Genomic DNA, 19,717 nt, shown 5'->3' with positions numbered 1-19,717 from the left:
GTTTATAATGTTAAGTGATTGATAGTGATAACCGTTTGATTGTATTGGTTTAATTGCTCTAAATAATTGAGCTGAATGTCTTTTGCAGTTTCTAAACTTTGAATGTATTGAAAGAAATCAATTTCACCTTCTTTAAAGGTTCTGTTTGCTGTTTTTATAATTTCTTCGGAAAGTGTTTGTCCTTGCGTTTCATAATAAGTTATGGCTTCTTCGTACTGCTGAAGCTCTGCTAATAACGATTGATGTTCTGCATTTAATTGTGTCTGATAATCTTGTTTTTGTTCTTTAATAACATCTTGCGCAATTTTTGAAGCTTTAATTTTAGAACGTTGACCACCAAACAGAATAGGAATTTTAAGCCCTAATTGATAGCCTTTAATATTATCGTTTAAACCACTATTGGTGCCTTGGAAATATTGGGCATTTAAATCTGGAAGTACGCTTTGCTTTTCTAACTTGGTTTGCGCTTTTTGATAAGTAATAGAAGCATCAAAAACGGACAAACCAGCATTTTTAGAGATAGATAATTGTTCGACTTCTAGTTTTTCGAGTAAACCATCTAAAATAGAAATAGAATCTACTTGAACTACTTTTTTAAGTTGTTCTCTAAATAAAACAACCTCTTGAAGGGATTGTTTGTAGCGTGTTTCTAATTGTTTCTGTTTCGATTTTGCGGTAATCATTTCTAGATAATTCGTTTCCCCTAACTCAAAACGACGTTTTGCTTTTCTAGCAAAATCTTGATATAAACTATCTAAATATTTGTAGTTTTCTGCTTTGTTTTTGGCATAGCTTAACTGGTAATAATTCGCATAAACTTGCTTTGTTATTTGTTGTAATTGCAAACTAAAATTGGCTTCTTGTATCTTTACTTTGGATCGGTTTACTTTCTTTTCAGCAAAATAAACCGTTGGAAATTTAAAATCTTGCTGGATCCCAAAGACTTTAAGTGGTTCATTATTTATGGCTAAATTACTTTCGTCATAATTATAATAAACACTGGTTTTATCAAATGTAAAGGCCGACTTTACTAAAGCGTTAGATTGGTCTATTTTTAAATTTTCCGCTTTTAAATTCGCATTATTTTCGATCGCTAATGCTAAAGTTTGCTCTATCGTTAATGGTTGGTTTTGTGCTTGAATATTAAAGGTGAATAGTAGAACAACTACAGTAGCAATGGTTTTCTTATTCATTTTTAATTCTTTTTGTTCTTCAAACCAAGCATACAAAACAGGTAAGACTACTAATGTTAATAAGGTTGCGGTTATTAAACCACCAATAACAACGGTTGCTAACGGACGTTGCACTTCTGCTCCCGCGTTTGTAGAAATGGCCATTGGTAAAAACCCTAAAGCAGCAGCGGCTGCGGTTAGTAAAACAGGACGTAAACGTTCACTTGTTCCTTTTTTAATGCGTTCTTCAACGTTAGAAAATCCTTCTGCTTTTAACTCTTTAAAATGCTCGATGAGTACAATTCCGTTAAGAACTGCAATACCAAAAAGTGCTATAAAACCAACTCCTGCAGAAATACTAAAAGGTAAATCTCTAAACCAAAGTAATAAAATGCCTCCAACCGCAGAAAGCGGAATAGCAGAGTAAACAATTAATGCTTCTTTTACAGAGTTAAACGCGAAATAAAGCAATATAAATATTAACACTAAAGCCACAGGAACAGCGACTAATAATCTGTCTTTTGCACTTTGTAGATTTTCAAATTGACCACCATACGTAATGCTGTAACCAGCAGGTAATTTAAGGTCGCTTTCTATAATATCTTGTATGTCATGCACCACAGATTGTAAATCCCTATTCCTAACATTTACACCAACTACAATACGTCTTTTAGTGTCGTCACGCGATATTTGTGCAGGGCCAGTTGTGTATTTTATTTCTGCTAATTCGCTAAGCGGAATTTTATTTCCGTTAGGCGTGTCTACATATAAATTTTGAAGACTTTCTAAATCTTTTCTATTGTTTTTCTGAAGTCGAAGTACTAAATCGAAACGTTTTTCACCTTCAAAAACATTTCCAACGGTAGCACCAGCAAATCCCATGGAAATAACATGGTTGATGTCTGAAATATTAAGTCCGTAACGTGCAATTTTACTTCTATTGAACTTTACACTCATTTGTGGTAAACCTGCTACTTTTTCAACTGAAATATCTTCCGCACCTTCTACTTCTTTAATAAGGTTTTTTATTTCATCTGCTTTGGTGGCTAAAACCGATAAGTCTTCACCAAAAATTTTAATAGCAACATCTGCTCTAACACCGGTAACCAATTCATTAAATCGCATTTCTATAGGTTGGGTAAACTCCACTTCCATTCCAGGAATTACAGCTAATGCTTCTTTAAATTTATTGGCTAATGCATCTTTATTGGTAGCAGACGTCCATTGTTTTTTAGGTTTCAGTTTTATAATAACATCACTTTGCTCCATAGACATCGGGTCTGTTGGTACTTCTGCAGCACCAATTCGACTTACTACTTGAACTACTTCAGGAAAATTATCTAATAAAATTTGTTCTATTCTAGTGGTGATTTCTATGGTTTTTCCAAGTGATGTTCCTGTTTTTAAAACGGGTTGAATAACAAAATCACCTTCGTCTAAAGTAGGTATGAATTCACCTCCCATTTTACTAAAAATCCAAACGCTAGATGCAAGTAAAATAACGGAAAGTAACACCACTATTTTTTTGTTGGATAAAGCCCAATGAATGATTGGTTGATACCCTTTATTTAAGAATTTCATTAGTCTTACGGAAATGTTTTTTGCAGACTGTTTACTAGGTTTTAAAAATAAGGAAGACACCACAGGAACATACGTTAAACACAAAATCATGGCTCCAATTAAAGCGAAACTAAAAGTCATTGCCATAGGCTTAAACATTTTGCCTTCAATACCACTTAAAGAAAGAATTGGAATAAATACAATTAGAATGATTAATTGTCCGAAAATGGCAGAATTCATCATTTTTGAAGCGCTTTTTAGGGTTATTTGGTCGATTTCAGCTTGTTTCTGGTTTTTGTCTATTTCGGAAAGATGTGCCGATTTAGACATGATTTGAAACGCAATAAATTCGACAATAATAACTGCTCCATCGATGATAATACCAAAATCGATAGCGCCTAAACTCATTAAATTGGCATCGACACCAAATTGATTCATGAGTATAATTGCAAACAATAAACTTAATGGAATTACGGAAGCGACCACTAAACCAGAACGCCAATTACCGAGTAATAAAACGACAACAAAAATCACAATTAAAGATCCTAGTATTAAGTTTTCGGCAACTGTAAATGTTGTTTTATTAATAAGTTCGCTACGTTCTAAAAACCCATTAATATAAACACCTTCTGGTAGTGTACTTTGTATGGACGCAACACGTTCTTTAACCGTATCAATAACTTCTTTAGAGTTGCCATCTTTTAGCATCATGATTTGTCCTAGTACTTTTTCGCCTTCCCCGTTTCCTGTTATTGCTCCAAAACGGGTTGCACTTCCAAAACCTACTTCTGCTATATCTTTAATGTAAATTGGGGAACCGTCATTTTTTACAACGATGTCTTCTATGTCTTTTAGTGAGCTGACTAAACCTTCGCCACGAATAAAAAAGGCTTTGTTATTTTTTTCAATGTAACCGCCTCCAGAAACACTGTTGTTTTTTTCTAAAGCCTCATAAATTTCGGCAATAGAAATATGCATCGCTGTTAGCTTGTTTGGATTGATAGCTACTTCGTATTGTTTTAAAAATCCGCCCCAAGTGTTTACTTCTACTACACCAGGAATTCCAGAGAGTTGACGCTTTACAATCCAATCTTGAATGGTACGTAAATCTGTTGTGGTATATTGATCTTCATAGCCAGGTTTTACATCTAAAATATATTGATAAATCTCCCCCAAACCAGTAGTTATTGGACCCATTTCTGGAGAACCAAAACCTTCTGGGATTTGTTCGGAAGCAGATTTAATTTTTTCAGCAATAAGCTGACGAGGTAAATAGGTGCCTAATTTGTCGTTAAACACAATGGTAACTACGGATAGCCCAAATTTTGAAACCGATCGAATTTCTTCCACTCCAGGTAAATTAGCCATTTCTAGCTCGATAGGATAAGTAATAAATTGCTCGACATCTTGTGTAGATAAATTTCGAGAAGTGGTAATAACCTGTACTTGGTTGTTGGTGATATCTGGAACTGCACCAATAGGTATTTGGGTTAGTGAAAAAATTCCAAAGCCTATAATAAAAGCTGTAAATAGGAAAATAATCAGCTTATTATTTAAGCTGAACTTGATAATGTTTGTTAACATAATTCATAAAAATTAAGAAATAATAAATGCCTGTTTTTATTTTACAGGATTAAAATCTAAAATGAATTATGCGCACTTAGGTGGCTGAAAAACGGATAGTTTTTCAAAAGAAGAGATAGTTTCTTTATAAAAGAAGTTGCATGGTATTTCTATAAATTCTTCGTAATCTAAATCGAAGGTTATACTTTCAAAAGTAAATGCAGCTGTGGTATGGACGCAAGTTTGATGATGATGTTTAAATGGTAAATCATCATGTTCTTTATGGTCGCTTTCATGAACTATTAGGGTTTTTCCATAATGTTCCGCTAAAAATTGATAAAAGGAATCGCCATAAGTTTCTTGATGATATTCAGCATGTTCAAACAACGTGCCTATTTTAGAGATATCATCAGAGCTTAAATTAATGCTTTGAAAAAGCACTAATAGAGAAAACGCTATGGCAAATAATTTTTGCATACCTCAAAGTTATAAAAAAAGATATGACATTATGTTATAAATGTTACAAAAGGTTAAAAATAAGCTTTTAACTGAATATTCCCTGTGTGAATAGTTTTACTAGTTTCTGTATTTCTACCAAAATAACTTAGGTTTAAATCTAAGTATTTGGTTAGTTTTTTTTGTGCTAGAAATGTCCAAGTAAAGTTTTTACCAGGCTGTAAACCTTCTAGCATTTGGTACGCTACGGGAGAATTTGCATTGCCAGAAAAGGCATTGGCGAAATAATTAAACTCTCCAGAAATTGCCATTTGTTGTTTGCTAGAAAACGAGAATGAAGCGCCGTATTTTTGTTGTTTTAAAGCTTCTAAATCTCCAATCGTATTATCCTTATTTGTGTATTGGTAAAAAATATCAAAACGCGTGTTGTCATTTAATAAATAGGAAAGCTTTGGGTTTAGTTGTGTTTCTTCAATAGTATAATTTTTACTCGTATAGTTTTCGCTTTTACTTTCGTTCGTATTAAAACTAGTTAATAGATTTGCTAACCAATTGGTTGCGAATTTATGATTGAAAAGCAATTGATGACTTTTAGATTTCGCTTCTAATGAACCTATAGTTAATAGGTTTCTAGAGCTATTGGTTAAAAAAGTATACGACGTTGTGTAATGCTGTTTTCCTCTATTAAAAAAGAAAACATTTCTAAAATTAGATTGTAGACCAAGACGCTTTTCTGCATCATCACTAAAAGGGTTGAGGTTAAAAGTGCTGCCTTCTCGTTTTTGTTTTCGGTCTATTAAATAGGAAGTTTGGTTGTAAAAACGGGAAACCACTTTTTTGAAACTGTTTTCACTATTAGACCATTGCAACGGATTTAAAGTTACCGTTTGACTAAATCTATTTTGATGTGTTTTTACATATACTTGATTGGGAAGTAATACTCTTATATAGGTACCTTGATCTGTAAATTGGGCAATTTCAAATTCCTCTAACTCTTGAATGCCATTGTTGTTGTAATCGATCCAAGTGTATGCGCCTTGTCCTGCTTCTACTTCTACGTACGTAAATTCTTGTTGCGCTAAGGTTCCAGAATTGGTTTCGTAAACCGTATTCCAGTGTATCATTTGCTTAAATAATTTTTGACTGAATTGTATTCTAGAATTTAAAGATTGTTCATTTTCTAATGCTGTATCTACATTATTTAAAGTTCTATAATTTGCATAAAGGGATAAATTGGTATTGTTGTTTTGAATAATTCTGGAATCGATATAATAAGTATTGGAGGTATTTACTTTTTGAAGATTCCCGTTTACTAAACTATCATTAACCCTGTGTTTATAGCCAATTTCTGCAAATATTTTTGTGCTATCTCCAATTCCTGTAAAAACTTCATACGATTTATAACGTTGGCTTAATGCGGTAAAGGAATCTGTTTCTATATTTTTTTGTTCGTTGTTTTCTATGGCTAATCTTGTACCAACCCAAGCATTTTTTAAACTATAGGTAATCCGATTATAGCTTCGTAAAAAAGTGGAATTGTTTACATTAGATTCCGCATTTAATATACTAGAGTTGGAAAGTATATGCCATTTTTTGAGATTTAAATCGCCAAAAAGAATGTGTCTACTTCCGTTAAAGTTTTCGGAATAATTTAAATATTCAAATTGATATTTTGCTAATCCCTTTTCTTGATGAAGCGCTTGAACTCCAGAAGCAAAAAGCGTTTGATTCCCATTATTAATAACGTTTTGATTGCTTGTAGATTGCTCAATATTCCAATCCCGAATAAACTCTGCATTATATAAACGCTCCATGGTTCTAAAATCTTCTTGAATGTAGTTTGCATCTGCAAATGCGTTTACACTCCAAAGGCTATCCTTTTTAATAATTGCTTGTTCTAGTTTTATTTTTGCTGCAAATCCATCGTTATTGCCATCGTCAATATTAGAAAACAAGTTCAAATCATTCTTGCTTCCAGCAACTTCAAAACCAATATTCGTTTTTTCGGTTGGTGCATAGTTTCCGTTTAAAACGGCAATTTGTAATTTATTTGGCGCAACTAATTTTGTAATTGGTTGGTAGTTTCCTTGAAGTTCACCAGAGATTGGTGCTACATATTCATAAATAGTACTAATAGCATTAATGCTACTTATTATATAATTTCCTTGATTATCGCCAACCGAAGAAAAGTTAACACTAAATAATTCATCGTCTTCATTGTTAGAAAAGACAAAAGTTTCCACACCACTTACAATTTCCTTTTTGTATAAAATTCTGTTTTCATTATAGGTTTCTGGAGTTGCAGAAGGAGCAGTCATTAATGTTTCGTCATCTCCTGCATTTGCTAGAATTTCCACTTGCTCACTAGAAAGGTTTTGTTGCAAAGGGTTATTTTTTGCATCATTCTCGCTATATACCGAAAAGCCGAGTTTTAGTTTTTCGCTTTCGTAATTACTGCCGCCATAAACTACCAATCTAGAATAGTTTCGTTCGCTATATTGGTAATCTACGGTAATTCGCATTTCACTGGTTATAGGAAAAGTGGCATTGAAAATTATTTCGCCAGCATTATAATTTATAATGTAATCGTTGTTTTCTCCTCGTTCTAAGGCAATTCCGTTAACGTAAACAATTTCACTACCAGAAACTACAAGTACAAATAATTCGCCACTAGGACCGCGAAGTTTATACGGACCTTGATTCCCTTCTTGCGCAGTAAATTGGCTAGTAGTAAATTGCCCTCTAACAATTGCTCCTGCAGCAAAAATATTAGTTTTAGAATCGGAGTGATTTATCGTTGCTCCAAGCGATAAACCTTGCACGCGTTTAGAAAAATTAGCAAAAGCACTATTTGTGTTTTGCAGGTCGACATCTCCCGCGCGAATTTTCCAGTTGTCGCTAAAAAGTTCTACAAATACTTGGTCAAATTCATCTAATCGTTGGGAATAACCACTTTCTTGCAAAGGTATATTTGCATCTTGAATGGAAGCTCTTAAGGAAACTTTATCATTGAGCTTTCCGGTAATTTGTAAATCTAATTCACTGTTTAAAACCGAATTTTGATTGTTTCCAATAATAACACCTCGAGAAATACTTCCAGAAGTTGTTAAACCATCAAAAGGAGTAAAAGTGTTAATTTCGCTAGATTGTTTTATTTTATATAATTGTTGTTGGTTGTCTGTGCTTTGTACTATGATTTTGTCGTCTAGCTGTTTGTAGGTTTTGGTTAAAAATTCTGGGTATTTTAAATAATTAATAATTATTGAATCTGTTTCTATAGGTTTTTTAAAACGAAGTATCGCTTTTTCAAAATCGACAGCATAGTACGTAGTATCAATAATGGAATTGTCTTTTCTTCTAATATTAAAGTGAGCTGCATTAATACTCACACTATCTATAGCAATACGATCTTGTACAATAACCGTTTTAGTTTTGTAATTAGAATCTTGATCTTGTGCCATAGCAACAAAACCAATAAAAAATATAAAAAGAAAGTATGTAAACTTCATGCGATACTAAAACTGCAAAATACTTAAAATATTTTGTTGATAGTTTTTTGTTAAAAGGACTTTAAAATAATAGTGTAAATGTAAAGCATTATTTATTTTAGCTGAAACATAACTTTTTTAAAATAAAAACCCATTGAAAATAATATCATACAACGTAAACGGAATACGTGCAGCGCTTAAAAAAGACTTTATAGGATGGCTTAAAGCAGCAAGTCCGGATGTGATTTGTTTACAAGAAATAAAAGCAATGGAAGAACAACTAGATTTAGATGTTTTTGTTGAAGCTGGTTACAAATATAACTATTGGTTTTCTGCACAAAAAAAAGGATATAGTGGTGTTGCTATTTTAAGTAAAACCGAACCAGACCATGTAGAATATGGTACAGGAATAGAATCTATGGATTTTGAAGGTAGAAATATTCGTGCAGATTTTAATGGTGTTTCGGTAATGAGTTTATACTTGCCGTCGGGAACAAATGATGCAAGACTGGAACATAAATTAGAATATATGGATATGTTTCAGGAGTATATAAATACTCTAAAAAAGGAAATTCCTAATCTAGTTATTTGTGGGGATTATAATATATGTCATGAAGAAATAGATATCCATAATCCGAAAATGAAAGGTGTTTCTGGATTTCTTCCTATAGAAAGAGAATGGATTGGCGGTTTTATAGATAGTGGTTTTACCGATGCTTTTCGTTTTATACATCCGGAGAAACAAGAATATAGCTGGTGGAGTTATCGTGCAAATTCTAGAGCTAATAATAAAGGTTGGCGATTAGATTACACAATGGTTTCAAATCCTATAAAAGAAAAAATTAAAAGGAGCGTTATACTTCAAGAAGCTGTGCATAGTGATCATTGTCCGGTTTTAGTAGAAATAGATTAATTAACAGTAAAACAGTACACAGTACACAGTAAAACAGTACACAGTAAAACAGTATACAGTAAAACAGTACACAGTAAGCACGAAACACGGAATAAACCCAAATCCAATATGAAAAATAGAATTTTAACAATAGTAATTACAACCATTTTAGTTACATCCTGCGTTTCGCCAAAAGTCTATAAAGATTTAGAAACTAAATATGCGTACTTGAAAAAGGAAAATAGAAAACTTTCTGATGAAAACGAGTCCTTATTAGGAGCGAATAACAAAACGGAAAATGACTACGCAAAACTGAAGAGTGATTATGATGCGGCTATTACAAATCGCGATAAATTGCAAGGTGATTACAATGCTTCTAAAACAAATCTAGATAACCTTAAGGCTTCTTATGATGCTTTAGAAAAAAATAGTTCTGCTTCATTAGCCGAAAACTCTCAAAAAAACAGGGAGTTATTAGCGCAATTAGAGGCAAAGGAGCAAGCTTTGGAAGCGGAGAATATAAGACTTGAAAAAATAAAAAGCGAATTAGAACAACGTTCTAACAGGGTTGCAGAGTTGGAAAATGTGATAGCGTCTAAAGATGCAGCAATGACACAATTAAAAAATGCAATCTCTAAAGCCTTAACAGATTTTGAAGGAAAAGGTTTAACAGTAGAACAGCGTGACGGAAAAGTGTATGTGTCTATGGAAAATAAACTACTTTTTGAATCTGGTAGTTGGGCAGTTGGTACGCAAGGTAAAAAAGCCGTACAACAATTAGGAACTGTTTTAGGGGAAAATCCCGAAATTGCTGTTTTAATAGAAGGACATACAGATAATGTGCCATACACAGGAACAGGACAAATTTCAGGGAATTGGGATTTATCTACCAAGAGAGCAACAGCAATTGTAAATATATTAAGAGAAAATAACGCGATTACTCCTGGAAACTTAACCGCAGCTGGACGCGGAGAATTTGCGCCAATAGCAGGGAATGATACTGCTGAAGGGAAAGCGAAAAACAGAAGAATAGAAGTTATTTTAACGCCTAAGTTAGATGAGGTAACAAAGCTTTTAAAAGATATTTAATAATAGTCTTTGTTTTAATATCTAGAAGCGAAGCGATCTAAAATCTATTTTCATGAAATATACTACACTACCAAACACCAATATTAAAGTAAGTAAAATCTGTTTAGGAACCATGACTTGGGGGAATCAAAACACCCAAGACGAAGGTTTTGAGCAAATGGATTATGCGTTAGATCAAGGTGTGAATTTCTTTGATACCGCAGAATTGTATCCTGTTCCTGCAACCGAAGAAACGTACGCAGAAACAGAGCGCATTATAGGTAATTGGTTTAAGAAATCTGGAAATAGAGATAAAGTGGTTTTAGCATCAAAAATTGCAGGACCAGGAGATTATACAGCACATATTAGAACAAATGGTTTTAAACCAGAAGCAATAAAAGATGCGGTAAACAAAAGTTTAGCACGTTTACAAACCGATTATATAGATTTATATCAATTGCATTGGCCAGAAAGACAAACCAATACTTTTGAAACTAGAGATTACGCACACAATCCACAAGATAAATGGCAAGACAACTTTAATACAATCTTACATACTTTAGATGAAATTGTAAAAGAAGGGAAAATTCGTCAAATAGGAATATCTAATGAAAAAGCTTGGGGAACCATGCGTTATTTAGAAGAATCTAAAAAGCATAACTTACCAAAAATGATTACCATTCAAAATGCGTACTCTTTGCTAAATCGTATTTTTGAAGGGGATATGGCAGAAATAGCAATGCGTGAAAATATAGGTTTATTGGCATATTCACCAATGGCATTTGGTGTGCTATCTGGTAAATATATTAAAGGAACAGCTGCAGATAATTCTAGATTGAAATTATTCCCAAGATTTAAAAGGTATAGTAGTGATTCTTGTACGGAAGCTACTCAGCAATATTTAAAAATTGCGGAAGAAAATAATATGTCTCTTGCGCAAATGTCTTTAGCATTTGTAACACAACAACCTTTTGTTACTAGCAATATAATAGGAGCAAGTACAATGTCTCAATTAAAAGAGAATTTAGGTAGTGTAAATGTAGAGCTAAATGCGGGTATTTTGGATCAAATAAAAGGGGTTCATAATGCGATTCCAAACCCTGCAGCATAGCATTTGAAAAAACCACGTACTTGTTAATAAATCTAACCTTTTATCGTAAATATGCGTATTTAATCTATTAAAGTAAAGTTAATTTATTAGGCATAATCTTTTTTTATACTTTAGGTATTTAATTAAAGCACCAGAATTTATTTGGTGTTTTAATATTTAAATTTCAATTAAATATAATAGTTTGTTTAACAGCGGATTATGGAAGATATATTTAATATTTTAATAACTAACCTTAACCATAAAATGAAAAAAATTACCCTTTCCCTATTATTTGGGTTTATGTCTATTATTGGCTTCTCTCAAGTAGGTTTAGTAGAAAATTTCGATTCCGGATTTACTTTGCCCACAGGTTGGACAAGTGATTTAGAAGATTACACCATTTCTTTTTTTGAAAACTGTGATGGTAACTCTATAAGAGCAAACCTAAGCATAGATAATTTGGACGCGCAACTGACTTCGCCAAATGTCGCAGGACAGTCAAATGGAACTGATTTAACAATAGCTTTTGACTATAAAATAGTCGATTGGCCAGATGTAGTAAATGGAACTGTTCCAGGATGGGGAGAAATTTTAATAGAGTACTCTACAAATGATGGAGGAACTTGGACGACAGTTGAGACTATTAATGATATAAACCATAGTACAACAGATATTTGTACTGGTTGGTCTGTAATTGTTCCTGCTGCAAGTTTGCCAGTTGGTTCCGATTTTAAATTTCGTTTAAATGCGAACTGGTCTTCAGGGTCCTATTTTATTTACTTAGATAATATTTCGGCAACGCAAGTAGTGGAAGATCCGCCATCTTGTGTTAGTTTAATTACACCATCTGGTAGTACAGCCGTTTCCATTAACACAGACTTAGAATGGTCTACCGCAACAGGAATACCTGCAGGGTATACTGTAACTGTTGGTACAACTCCTGGAGGAACAGAAATTGCAGATAATGTAAATGTAGGTTTATCAACAACCTATGATTTACCAGATTTAGAATATGCCACTACGTATTATGTGAGTATAATTCCTTTTAACTCCAATGGAGATGCAATAGGATGTACAGAAAACATCTTTACTACAGGGTCAGATCCTAATGCACCAGTAGATTGTAGCTCAGGAGCACCAATTAATACCGTGTATTGTTATACTATTAACGAGACAATGACTTGGTCTTTTGAAAGCTCTGATGGTGCTCCACTAAATGTGTTCTTTAACGCAGGTATTATGGAAGCTTGTTGTGATGAGGTTACTATATATGATGGTACAGATAATACAGGAACTGTATTATATGATGATAACAATGGAGGAGATATGGCAGGTGTTTCTGTTATTGCTCCTTCTGGTTTTGTTTTTATAGAAATAGATAGTGATAGTTCTATAAGTTGTGAGTCTAACAATTATGTGCCTCTAGATTTTGATATATCTTGTGTAGATACTACTGCAATACCAAATTGTAATGCATCTTTAATAGCTCCTGCAAATGGAGAAGTTGATGTTAATTCCAATGCAGATTTAGTTTGGAGTCCAGCTTCTATAATAGTTACTGGTTATGTACTTTCTGTTGGTACAACACCTGGAGGAACAGAACTTATTGATAATTTAGATGTTGGTTTAGTTACAAGTTATACCCCAGGAGGTTTGCTTTATGAAACAGTATATTATGTAACTATAGTTCCTTATAATGATAATGGTTCTGCGATTAATTGTAATGAAGAAAGCTTTACAACAGAAAGTGATCCTTATCAAGTAGTAGATTGTTCTATTAACGAAATTATAAATACTACGTACTGTTATGATAATGGTACTAATGGTGTTTTTGTTGAAATATTTAACTTTCAAAGCTCAGATGGTGCACCTTTATCTATTGTATTTAATTCTGGAGATATTGAAGACTTTTGGGATACGATAAGAATTACAGATGCAGATGATTCTGTAATATATGAAGGAGATAATGGAGGGGATTTAACAGGACTTAATTTTGTTACCATTGGAGATGCATTAACTATTTTTGTAGAATCGGATGGTTCTGGAAGTTGTACTTCAAGTGGTTATATACCTTGGGATTTTGATGTTACATGCGTAGATACTAGTGCAGTGCCTAATTGTAATGCATCTTTAAATTCACCAGCTAATGGAGCGATAGATGTTAGTGAAAATGAAGATTTAGTATGGAATGCAGCAACCGTATTTGTAACAGGATATTACCTATCTATAGGTACAAGTCCTGGAGCTGTAGATATTTTAGATAATCTAGATGTAGGTAATGTATTAACGTATGAGCCAGGTATATTAAATTATGAAACTACCTATTATGTTACTATAGTACCATATAATGATAATGGATTTGCAACCGGGTGTACCGAAGAAAGTTATACTACTCGATCAGATCCTAATCAAATTGTAGATTGCCCATCCAGTCAAGTTATAAATACACTTTTTTGCTATGAAAATAATAGTGGAGGAAATGGAAATGGTAACTATTTAGAAATTTTTAGTTTTCAAAGTTCTAATGGAAACCCTTTAAGTATGATCTTTAATGCAGGAACAATTGAAACTTGTTGTGATACATTGCGAATTGAAGAAGGTGATGGTACACTTATTTATCAAGGAACTGGTGGAGCTGGTGGAGTTTTAGCTGGTTTATCCTTTTTCTCTACAACAGATAGAATTGTTGTTTTTTATGAATCGGATGGTTCTGTTAGTTGCAGTAGTGGATCAGATGATGAATGGGATTTTGATGTAACATGTTTCGATCCTTTAGCACCTCCAGTTTGTAACGCAGAAATTACAACTCCAGTAAATGGGGAAACGGACGTAGCTATTAATACTAACATAACTTGGAGTCCTGCAACTATTGTAGTTACAGGTTATGTAATCTCTATTGGTAGTACTCCTGGAGGAACAGATGTAGCAGATAACGTAGATGTAGGAAACGTATTAAATTATAACCCTGGTGTTTTAGATAATGCAACAGAACATTATGTAACTATTGTACCATATAACGATAATGGTCCAGCAATAGGTTGTGTAGAGCAGAGTTTTAAAACCATTTGTATACCACAAGAAGTTACTTTTAATGCTATTGGTGATTGTGATACAGATCCAAATAACCCAGATTTTATATTAGAAGTTAATATTACAGATTTCAGTGGTTCGACATCTATTCTTATTTCAGATGATCAAGGTAGTCCTGTTCAAACAGCAACGGAAACTGGAATTATTACCATGGGACCTTATGCTGCAAATACAATTGTAATTATTACAACAATCAAGAGTGATGATGATACTTGTGATGTTATTAGTAGTCCAATAACATTCATTTGTCCACCACCACCAAACCCTTGTTCTATTATTTATGCAGGAGAAGACGCAACAGTAGATTGTGCAGATACTTCAACAGATTTAGCAGCTAACTTCCATTTATTTGGACAGGATACAAATACATACGTTATCAATGGTTTAGATACTTGTCCGTTACCTACTACAATTGGAGGTACACCAACAAGTCTTGATATTGATGATACTTGGTCTGAAGCTTTAGATATTGGATTCCAATTCTGTTTCTTTGGTAATATTTATAGCCAGATTCTTGTAGGTTCTAATGGTGTTTTATCTTTTGAATTAGAGAATGCTGGAGGATATAACGACTGGGGCTTTACAGATAGTTTACCTAATAATACCGATAACGCATTAGCTCAAGGTAATATTTTTGGTGTAGGACACGATATTAATCCTGCTGTATCTGGAGACATTAACTATTTAGTTATTGGTACAGCGCCTTACAGAATGTTTGTAGTTAACTATACAGATGTAGCTCAATTTAGTTGTACTGATTTAATCTCTAGCAGTCAAATTATTTTATACGAATCCTCTAATAATATAGATGTTAATGTATTTGATAAACCGACATGTACAGGTTGGAATAGTGGAAATGCCGTTATTGGTGTTCAAAATGTAGCAGGAACAGTTGCTTTTACTCCGGTAGATAGAAATACAGGACCTTGGACTGCATCTAATGAATCTTATAGATTTGCACCTTCTGCAGGAATACCAAATTATACATTCGAATGGTTTGATGGAGCTACTTCTTTAGGAAACATAGAGAATGTTACCGTAACTCCAACAGAAACAACAACGTATACTGCAACAGTAACGTATGAACTTTGTACAGGAGGAACATCTACTTTAACTGACGAAGTAACAATAACAGTAGACCCTTCAGGGTTAGAAGATGCTACATTTACTATGTCAGCAACATGTGATGGTGGTACAGCAAATGTAACCGGAACACTAGGAGGTACTTTTGCTTTTGAAGATCCAACGCCAACAGATGGTGCTGTAATTGATCCTGCAACAGGAACAGTTACTAATGGAGTTTCTGAAACTACCTATACTGTAGAATATACTACGCCTGCAACAGGAGCATGTGCAGCTACAAGTACGGTAGATGTTACGGTAACTTTAGGAGAAGATGCCGGATTTACTATGACAGCAACCTGTGATGGTGGTATAGCCAATATAACAGGAGATACAGGAGGAACGTTTGCATTCCAAGCACCAGCACCAACAGATGGAGCAGTAATTGATGCTGCAACTGGAACCGTTACAGGAGGAGGTTCTGAAACAGTATATACTATAGAGTATACAACTGGTGGAATATGTCCGCAAACCAGCGCTCAAACAATAACTACTTTATTAACAAGTGATACTTCATTTACAATGACAGCGTCTTGTGATGGAGGAACCGCAGATATAACTGGAGATTTAGGAGGTACATTCACATTTAATCCAACACCTACAGATGGCGCAATGATAGATATGGTAACCGGAGAAGTTTCTGGAGGAACAGCAGGAGCTACGTATACTGTAGAGTATGCTATTTCTGATGCTTGTTCAGTACCAAATGCACAAAACTTAACATTACTTATAGATGTGTTTGATTATGTAATCCTTCCAGATTGTAATGGTGCTATTTATGAATTAACTGTAGGTCCAATAAATGATGGTTACGATGCTAATACTGCGACATATGAATTATATGATGATATGAATTCATTATTACATACTAATGCCGTTGGAGATAATGTAATTGTAATAGATGAGAGCCTCTTTACACCTCCAATGTCTGGAAGTACTTATAACTATGTGGTTAAGGTTACAGATGCTAGTGGTTGTGTTGCAACAAACGAAGTACTAGTAGAAAGCATTAATTGTATTATATCTCAAGGTATATCTCCTAATAATGATGGTAAGAATGATGCTTTCGATTTAAGAGGATATGATGTAAGTCGATTAGAGATTTTCAATAGACATGGTATGAAAGTATATTCAAAAACAAACTATACTAATGAATGGTATGGTCAGTCTGATGGCGGTGATGAACTTCCAGTAGGTACTTATTTCTATAAGATGGAATATCAAGGAAATAAGACTAGAACATCTTGGATATACATTAATAGAGAAAACTAATAAACTAATTAATTAAAATGAAAAAATTATATATTATTCTCGCTTTCTTGTTTGTTGTTCAAATGCAAGCACAACAAGATCCGCAGTACACACAGTATATGTATAACATGAATGTTGTAAATCCAGCATATGCAGGTTCCTATGAAGGAGTTGCAGTTGGTATGCTATATAGAAGCCAATGGGTTGGTTTAGAAGGAGCTCCTAAAACGGGAACCTTCGCAATTCATTCTCCAGTTGGTAAAAAAGTTGGTTTAGGTTTGTCTTTTATTAGTGATGAAATTGGACCCGTAAGAGAAACAAATGCCTATGCAGATTTCTCCTATACTTTACCAATGGGAGCTGATAATAAATTAGCCTTCGGTTTAAAAGCAGGAGCAACATTTCATGATATAGGATTAGGAAGTTTAGAATTAACGGATGCAGATGATGACCTTTTTCAAGATATCAATGAAGTAACACCTAATATTGGAGCTGGAGTTTATTTTTACAAACCAAACAAATATTATATTTCTGCTTCTATGCCAAATATTTTGAACGCAACGCACTTAGATGCTAATGGTTTAAATATTGGTTCAGAAACACAACATTTATTTGCAGCAGCAGGTTATGTATTTAATTTATCGGAGAACTTTAAATTAAAGCCTCATGCCATGTTTAAAACAGCATTTGATGCGCCTTCAAGTTTTGATATCAATGCCAATGTATTTATGTATGATATTGTTGAAGTAGGAGTTGGATACAGACTGGAAGATTCTTTTAGTGGTATGATAAACTTTATGGTAGCACCTAATTTAAGAATTGGTTATGCGTATGATGCTATTCAATCCGATTTAAATTACTCTACAAGTTCATCACACGAAGTGTTTATTAATTTCGATATTACTTTTGCTAAAAAAGTATCTCGTTCACCACGTTATTTCTAATCAGTTAAGCTAAAAAAAATGAAAAACTTAAAAATATTTATAACATTACTATTATTGAGTAGTGTAAGTTTAACTGCTCAAAATAAATACACAAAAACAGCAGATAAACATTTTGATAAATTTGAATTTATGGAAGCCATTGCGTCTTACAATAAATTAGTTGAAAATGGAAAAGCAGATGCTTATGTGTATGGGAAATTGGCAGAAGCTAACTACAATATCTTTAGCACCACCGAAGCAGAAAAATGGTATGCAAAAGCATTAGAAACGTCGCAAGATGAAGAAATGATGTATAACTATTCGCAAATGCTAAAAGCAAACGGTAAGTATAGCGACTCTAATAAATGGATGCAAAAATTTGCAGAAGCGAGCCCAAAAGATGATAGAGCTGTAGCTTTTGTTTCTAACCAAGATTATCTTCCTGGTATATTAGAAGGGATTCAAGAATATGAAACTAAAAATTTAGATTTTAATTCTGAGGCTTCCGATTTTGGAGGGACTTTAAAAGATGGTGTTTTATACTTTTCTTCCGCTAGAAATAATGCAAGAAAGACGTATGGTTGGAATGAAGAACCATTTTTAGATATCTATCAAGTAGCAATTTCAGACATAGATAATGTAGAAGCTAAAGCGGTTACGGGAAACATTAATACAAGATATCATGAAGGACTTGTTTCTTTTAGTCCAGATGGAAATACGATGTATTTTTCAAGAGAAAGCTTTTTTGATGGTGTTTACGAAAAAATTGAAGAAACGAAAACTAAAATAAGTGTAATACACTTATATAAAGCAAGTAAATCTGGTGACTCTTGGAAAAATGTAAAACCTTTACCTTTTAATAATGATAGCTATTCTGTAAAAAATCCTTCTGTAAGCAAAGATGGTAAAACCTTATATTTTGCTTCAGATATGAAGGGAGGACATGGTAAATATGATATTTATAAAGCCTCAATAAATGGAGATGGTACGTATGGTGAAGCTGAAAATCTTGGCGACATAGTGAATACAGAAGGACAAGAAATGTTCCCGTTTATTAGTGATAACGGAACCTTGTATTTCTCTTCTAATGGTCATTTAGGAATTGGTGGATTGGATGTGTTTTATACGAATGAATCTGGAAAAGTTGTGAATGCAGGAATTCCTGTAAATAGTAATGCGGATGATTTAGCATTTTCCATCAACGAAGAAACTGGAGAAGGTTTTGTGTCTTCTAATAGAGAAGGTGGAAAAGGAAGTGATGATATTTATGCTATAAAAAGACTAGAACCTTGTCTTGTTATGGTTACGACTACAGTTGTAGATAGTGAGACTAGCAATCCAATTGCTGGTGCAATAGTTACCATTACAGATGTAAAAGGGCAAACTTTGGCAACAGAAACATCTAATGCTATTGGTGAAGTAGTATATACTGTTCCTTGTGATAATGCATTACATATAGCAGCTGCATATAATGATTACGAAAGCAACACTGTAGATTTTTCAGGAAGTAGAGAAAAAGAACAAGCATTACAGATCGCTCTAAATCCTATAGAGAAAATAATAGTTGCAGATCGAGTAGTCTTAAACCCAATATTGTTTGATTTTGATAAATCGAATATTACGGCACAAGGTGCTTTTGAGTTAGACAAGCTTGTATCTGTTATGACTAAATACCCGGATATGGTTATTTTAGCAGAATCACATACCGATAGTAGAGGTCCTGCAAGATATAATGAAAAATTATCTAGTAGACGTGCACAATCCACGGTGCAGTACGTTATCTCAAGAGGTATTGATGCAAGTAGAATAACAGGTGTTGGTAAAGGTGAAAGTGCCTTAAAAATCAGCTGTGGCTCTAAGTGCACCGAAGAAGATCACCAAATTAATAGACGTAGTGAGTTTATTATTGTAAGTGGAGGTCCTAACAATAAATAAGACAAACAGAAAAAGTAGATACATTAAAAAACCACCTCAAATGAGGTGGTTTTTTTGTGTTCCGTAATTTTGGTGTTGCTATAAATAGTGACTAGTTTAGAAAACAC

9 protein-coding genes are annotated in these 19,717 nt (G+C 33.6%); 6 read left to right on the top strand and 3 right to left on the bottom strand.

Annotated features, from left to right (window positions below; all coding sequences use genetic code 11):
• Positions 1-2 precede the first annotated feature (2 nt).
• From ACVCZW_RS13855 to ACVCZW_RS13845, 3 genes are all read right to left on the bottom strand, one after another.
• Complete coding sequence (locus ACVCZW_RS13855; RefSeq protein ID WP_452232698.1) at positions 3-4,316, bottom strand: CusA/CzcA family heavy metal efflux RND transporter; 4,314 nt, start codon at positions 4,314-4,316, stop codon at positions 3-5.
• Positions 4,317-4,382: 66 nt separating this feature from the next.
• Positions 4,383-4,772, bottom strand: a complete 390-nt coding sequence (locus ACVCZW_RS13850; protein ID WP_452229031.1) for a hypothetical protein — start codon at positions 4,770-4,772, stop codon at positions 4,383-4,385.
• Between the two features lie 53 nt (positions 4,773-4,825).
• Positions 4,826-8,260: a hypothetical protein gene (locus ACVCZW_RS13845; RefSeq protein ID WP_452232697.1), complete on the bottom strand. Its 3,435-nt coding sequence runs from the start codon at positions 8,258-8,260 to the stop codon at positions 4,826-4,828.
• A 133-nt stretch (positions 8,261-8,393) separates the two neighbouring features.
• On the opposite strand from ACVCZW_RS13845, the gene ACVCZW_RS13840 reads away from it, so the two are divergent.
• The 6 genes from ACVCZW_RS13840 (at position 8,394) to ACVCZW_RS13815 (ending at position 19,610) form a co-directional block, all read left to right on the top strand.
• On the top strand, positions 8,394-9,152 hold the full coding sequence (locus tag ACVCZW_RS13840) for an exodeoxyribonuclease III (protein WP_452232696.1): 759 nt from the start codon (positions 8,394-8,396) through the stop codon (positions 9,150-9,152).
• 108 nt (positions 9,153-9,260) lie between these two features.
• Positions 9,261-10,220: an OmpA family protein gene (locus ACVCZW_RS13835; protein WP_452232695.1), complete on the top strand. Its 960-nt coding sequence runs from the start codon at positions 9,261-9,263 to the stop codon at positions 10,218-10,220.
• A 52-nt stretch (positions 10,221-10,272) separates the two neighbouring features.
• Positions 10,273-11,310, top strand: a complete 1,038-nt coding sequence (locus ACVCZW_RS13830; protein WP_452229027.1) for an aldo/keto reductase — start codon at positions 10,273-10,275, stop codon at positions 11,308-11,310.
• 243 nt (positions 11,311-11,553) lie between these two features.
• Positions 11,554-16,773, top strand: a complete 5,220-nt coding sequence (locus tag ACVCZW_RS13825; protein ID WP_452232694.1) for a T9SS type B sorting domain-containing protein — start codon at positions 11,554-11,556, stop codon at positions 16,771-16,773.
• Between the two features lie 17 nt (positions 16,774-16,790).
• Positions 16,791-17,696, top strand: coding sequence for a PorP/SprF family type IX secretion system membrane protein (locus ACVCZW_RS13820; protein ID WP_452229025.1), 906 nt, complete (start codon positions 16,791-16,793; stop codon positions 17,694-17,696).
• Between the two features lie 18 nt (positions 17,697-17,714).
• Positions 17,715-19,610 (top strand): OmpA family protein, encoded by a 1,896-nt coding sequence (locus ACVCZW_RS13815; protein ID WP_452232693.1) that lies wholly within the window; start codon positions 17,715-17,717, stop codon positions 19,608-19,610.
• Positions 19,611-19,717: the final 107 nt, after the last annotated feature.

This window comes from Lacinutrix sp. MEBiC02595 (genome assembly GCF_053601555.1).
The sequence above is the reverse complement of the archived record's forward strand: the minus strand, read 5'-3'. Positions and strand labels throughout refer to the sequence as shown.

Coding starts and splice junctions, on each gene's coding strand:
- ACVCZW_RS13855 (WP_452232698.1), bottom strand. CDS start 4,316: ATGTTAACAAACATTATCAAGTTCAGCTTAAATAATAAGCTGATTATT.
- ACVCZW_RS13850 (WP_452229031.1), bottom strand. CDS start 4,772: ATGCAAAAATTATTTGCCATAGCGTTTTCTCTATTAGTGCTTTTTCAA.
- ACVCZW_RS13845 (WP_452232697.1), bottom strand. CDS start 8,260: ATGAAGTTTACATACTTTCTTTTTATATTTTTTATTGGTTTTGTTGCT.
- ACVCZW_RS13835 (WP_452232695.1), top strand. CDS start 9,261: ATGAAAAATAGAATTTTAACAATAGTAATTACAACCATTTTAGTTACA.
- ACVCZW_RS13830 (WP_452229027.1), top strand. CDS start 10,273: ATGAAATATACTACACTACCAAACACCAATATTAAAGTAAGTAAAATC.
- ACVCZW_RS13825 (WP_452232694.1), top strand. CDS start 11,554: ATGAAAAAAATTACCCTTTCCCTATTATTTGGGTTTATGTCTATTATT.
- ACVCZW_RS13820 (WP_452229025.1), top strand. CDS start 16,791: ATGAAAAAATTATATATTATTCTCGCTTTCTTGTTTGTTGTTCAAATG.
- ACVCZW_RS13815 (WP_452232693.1), top strand. CDS start 17,715: ATGAAAAACTTAAAAATATTTATAACATTACTATTATTGAGTAGTGTA.